Annotated in this window: 4 protein-coding genes; 3 read left to right on the top strand and 1 reads right to left on the bottom strand. The window is 49.1% G+C overall.

The window, feature by feature from the left end; all coding sequences use genetic code 11:
• Positions 1-1337 (top strand): glycine--tRNA ligase subunit beta (glyS, locus tag ACY69O_RS06915; protein ID WP_462332736.1); only part of this gene is annotated, 1337 nt, incomplete at its 5' end.
• A gap of 64 nt (positions 1338-1401) precedes the next feature.
• On the opposite strand, the gene ACY69O_RS06910 is transcribed toward glyS, so the two are convergent.
• Entirely contained in the window at positions 1402-1890 is a 489-nt protein-coding gene (locus tag ACY69O_RS06910; RefSeq protein WP_462332735.1) for an LptA/OstA family protein, read from the bottom strand.
• Positions 1891-2017: 127 nt separating this feature from the next.
• On the opposite strand from ACY69O_RS06910, the gene ACY69O_RS06905 reads away from it, so the two are divergent.
• Positions 2018-3019, top strand: coding sequence for a deoxyguanosinetriphosphate triphosphohydrolase (locus ACY69O_RS06905; protein WP_462332734.1), 1002 nt, complete (start codon positions 2018-2020; stop codon positions 3017-3019).
• A gap of 164 nt (positions 3020-3183) precedes the next feature.
• A partial coding sequence (gene dnaG / locus ACY69O_RS06900) for a DNA primase (RefSeq protein WP_462332733.1) occupies positions 3184-4593 on the top strand: 1410 nt, incomplete at its 3' end.

Raw genomic sequence — 4593 nt, 5'->3', positions numbered from 1 at the left:
TCGAAGAGGTCAACTATCTCGTCGAATATCCGACGGCTCTCTGCGGTCATTTTGAGGAAAAATATCTTGCACTTCCGCCGGAAGCTGTTATCACGCCGATGCGCGATCATCAGCGTTATATCCCGGTAAAGTATGAAAGCGGAAAACTGATGCCGCTGTTCATTACTGTAATAAACGGCGGCAGCGAGTATCTTGAAACGGTACATCACGGTAACGAACGCGTTCTCCGCGCACGTCTTGCAGATGCGCAGTTCTTCTTTGATGAGGACCGCAAGAAATCCCTGGAGCAGCATCTTGAGAAAACAAAAACTGTTGTATTCCAGGAAGGCCTTGGAACGATATTCGATAAATCGGGCCGTCTTGTTGAACTGGCAGAGCTTATCGCAGACAAGATTGGCGCTTCCGCTGACGACAAGAAAAAGGCTATGCGTGCGGCAAAGCTGGCAAAGGCCGACCTTGTTACGGGTATGGTTACGGAGTTCACGGAGCTTCAGGGTACGATGGGACGCTCCTATGCGCTTCTCGACGGAGAGGACGCAGATGTTGCGGCAGCTATCGACGAGCATTACATGCCGCGTTTTGCAGGCGATGCAGAGCCGAAAACAGTGGCAGGACGCGTTGTCAGCCTTGCAGACAAGATTGATAATATTGTTGCTACATTCAGCCGCGGACTCATTCCGACAGGCTCGCAGGATCCGTTTGGTCTCCGCCGTCAGGCACTTGGCCTTGTCCGCATGCTGATTGACGAAAAAATCAGCGTAAAGATTTCGGATATTGTCGAGAAATCTATGGATCAGTTCAAAATTGAAGGTGAAGCACGTCAGAAGATGCAGCAGGATGTTGCTGAGTTCATGCGTCTGCGCCTTAAAAACGTATTTGAAGAGGAAAACATCGCTTACGACGTTGCAGATGCTGTTCTTTCAGATACTGATGATGTTTATGCAGTGTTCTGCCGTGCGCAGGCTGTATCCAAAGAGCTTTCTGAAAACGACCTCACGCAGGTTATTCAGGCGTTTGTCCGTGCCGGCAATATCGCCAAGAAGGCTGACAGCAATAATGTCAGCGAGGCCTTCTTTGAGGACGATGCGGAGAAAGCTCTGTATCAGGCATTCACTTCCGCAGAAAGCTCTGTAGAGAGCCTTGTCGAAGGTCAGGATTATGTGGGCGCTATAGATGCCCTCAAGGACCTCGCGGCTCCAATCGACCATTTCTTCGATGCAGTCATGGTCATGGCTGAGGACGAAAAGGTACGAAACAACCGTCTCGGACTTTTGAAATCCATTGATGACCTTATCTGCAGAGTTGCGGATTTCAGCAAGATTGTTCTTAAGAAATAACACTTGAAGAAGATTTATTGCATGAAAAAAGGTGACGCCTGCGGCGTCACCTTTTTAATATGTTTTATTCCTCGGTGAGAAATTCTCCTGTCATCACGTTGTAGACCAGGTGATTGAAGGTTTCGGATTCTCCGTCCATTGTACGTTTTACGTGTCCTGAAAAATCCGCGAGCTTCGTATCCCAGTTGAAGTTTGCGTTGTCTGATTTGATGAGGAGGGTGGAGCGTTCGTAGGTGGTCCCGCCGGTGATATCGGCGTTGTGGGCATTGCCGTTGACATACAGTTTGCTTCCTTTGAAAACTATGTCGTCCTGCATGAGGGTAATGTTGCCGTCAGCCCATACCTCCATGGTCGTCATCGTGCCTTTTGCATGGTCGGCTGTTATTACGCGGTCGCTTGTTGCTACCCGTACATGACCCGTAAGCTCATAAGTCATTGTGAGCGGGTCGAACTTTGTTTTGTCGGCTGATATATCCGGCATGGCAGCGCTTGTGACGGCGGTCATGGACATCAGCAGGCATGCAAGCAGCAAAAAAATACGAAAGGGTTTCATAGATTTTCCTTCTTTCCGGGGTAATATGTTTTTTGTGTTCTTTCCTTCAATAAAAGAAGGAAATTGTTTGTAAATGTAGAATACTAATCAAATAGGAAAAAAAGCTGAAAACGGAAGGAGCGGTTTTATGAGCGGAATACGGGAACGTACGGAAGCATTGGAATATGAAATCCTTGCGCCGGAAGCGGCAAAAAGCCGGGAAGCTGTGCGGAAAAACACAGTGGATTTATGCCCGTTCCGTACCTCATATCAGAGGGACAGAGACCGTATTCTTCACTCAAAGGCTTTTCGACGTCTGAAGCATAAGACTCAGGTCTATATCATGTCCGGCGACCATTACCGCACGCGCATGACACACAGCCTTGAGGTAGCGCAGATATCAAGAACTATTGCACGCGGACTCCGACTGAACGAGGATCTTGTGGAGGCCATCGGACTCGGGCATGATGTGGGGCATACGCCCTTCGGCCATTCGGGAGAAGCCGTAATGGACGAGCTTACGGGGCATTTTGCGCATAATGAGCAGAGTCTTCGCGTTGTGGAGCATCTTGAGCGCGGGGGAAAGGGACTGAACCTGACCTTCGACGTAAAGGACGGTATCGTGAACCATACAGGAGATACACTTCCAAAGACGCTTGAAGGGCGCGTAGTCCGCATAGCCGACCGCATAGCGTATCTGTGTCATGACTATGACGACAGCATACGGGCAGGCCTTTTGAAGCCAGGTGATCTCCCAAAGGGTGTCACGGATGTTCTGGGTACATCGCATTCGCAGATGATTACGGGATTTGTTTCAGATCTTATTGTCAATTCTGCAGAACTGAAGTATATTGAGCTTTCGCCTGAAATGCAGAAGGTTATGACTACCTTCAGGAATTTCATGTTTGAAAATATTTACCACTCAGATGCACTGAAGACTGAACGTGAACAGGCAGGCTTTGTGCTTAGAGAATTATACAAGTATTTTTTTGATAACTTTGAAAAGCTTCCTAAGGAATTTATCGCCAGAGAAGAGCGCTGGGGCCGCAAGCAGGTCGTTGTTGACTATGTGGCAGGTCTTACTGACAGCTATGCTGTGCAGCTATTCCAGGAGATATTTGTTCCTCCGGTTGCGTTTATGACAAGATAAATTATGAAAATGAATTTTTTTAAAAAAATCTTTCGAACAAAAGAGGAATTTTTGGATTTATCTTGAATATAAGATAAAGTGAACCGCTGACAAGAATTAAAAATCTTTTAGCGTTCATTATAGAAGAAGTTCTTTCTAATGACTCCAGGGGTGAATCGACGGTAATGAGAAATGCAGCGATGGATGAATTTGTGGCGCGGGTTAGGGCCGAGTCCGACATCCTAAGCGTGGTGGCGTCCTATGTACCTCTGAAGCGTAAAGGGAATCGATATTGGGGCTGCTGTCCTTTTCATCAGGAGAAAACAGCGTCCTTTTCGGTCGTGCCGAGTGAAGGATTCTTTTACTGCTTTGGCTGTCATGCGGGAGGGAACGTCTTCAAATTTATTTCGCTCATAGAAAATGTGAGCTATTTCGACGCCATAAAAATGCAGGCGGAGAAATTAAATATCCCGCTTCCGCAGCGGGAGCGTTCAGAGAAAGAAGAGGCCCGTGACCGAAAGATTGCAGATTTGCATAAGGTGCTCACGATGGCACGTGATTTTTTTCACAGCTGCCTGACGCGCACTTCTTACGGAGCACCGGGGCTGTCTTATTTTTCGGGGCGTGGTATCGGACAGGGAACCATAGAAGCCTTTCAGCTCGGCTTTGCGCCGAACTCTTATGAAAAGCTTCGTGATGCATTCATCAAACGTGGAATCAGCGAGGAGCTCTTGAAGGAAAGCGGACTCGTTACTGCGCGGCAGGACGGAACGGGCGTTTATGACCGGTTCCGCAACCGTGTTATGATCCCGATAGCTGATGAACGGGGCAGAGTGGTTGGATTTGGCGGGCGTGTGATGGATGACACGACTCCGAAATATCTTAATTCTCCTGAGACGATGATTTTTAACAAACGCAGGCTTCTCTTCGGGCTTGACCGCGCGAAGCAGGAGATTCGGCGGATGAAATACGCTATTCTTGTCGAAGGCTATATGGATGCCATATCGCTTTACAACGCAGGCGTACAGAATGTCGTGGCCTCTCTGGGGACGGCATTTACGTTGGAGCAGTGCAGACTTCTTCTTCGCTTTGCGCCGGAGATTTATTTCTGCTATGACAGCGACGAAGCGGGACAGAAGGCGACGATGCGGGCGCTCGGCATCGTGCGGGAAACAGGGGCGCATGTAAAGGTACTCGTTGTGCCGGACGGCAAAGACCCGGACGAGTTCGTACGAAAGCATGGAAAAGACGCGTTTTTGAAGCTGACAGAGTCTGCACTTCCTCTCACGGAGTATCAGACACGTTATATTCTCGCGCACCATGATGTTCGTTCGATGGACGGAAAGGCTGCTGCTCTGCAGGAAATGCTGCCGGTGCTTTATGAGGCGAATATCGTCGAACAGAACGAGTATATAGGAAGACTGACGAGGATTCTTGGCATAGACGAGGGCATCATACGGCAGGAGCTTGCGAATTACCGCGGGCGGCCGGATGAGCTTTTACAGCCGAGGCGTGCACCGGTCCGACAGGCCGTCCGTCAGGTCGATAACGCCGTACGTCGTGCGGGACGTATCGTCATCCGGCAGGTCTGGAAC

The sequence above is a fragment of the Schwartzia sp. (in: firmicutes) genome (assembly GCF_978017985.1).
This window is presented reverse-complemented; position numbering and strand designations above follow the sequence as displayed.

Coding starts and splice junctions, on each gene's coding strand:
- ACY69O_RS06910 (WP_462332735.1), bottom strand. CDS start 1,890: ATGAAACCCTTTCGTATTTTTTTGCTGCTTGCATGCCTGCTGATGTCC.
- ACY69O_RS06905 (WP_462332734.1), top strand. CDS start 2,018: ATGAGCGGAATACGGGAACGTACGGAAGCATTGGAATATGAAATCCTT.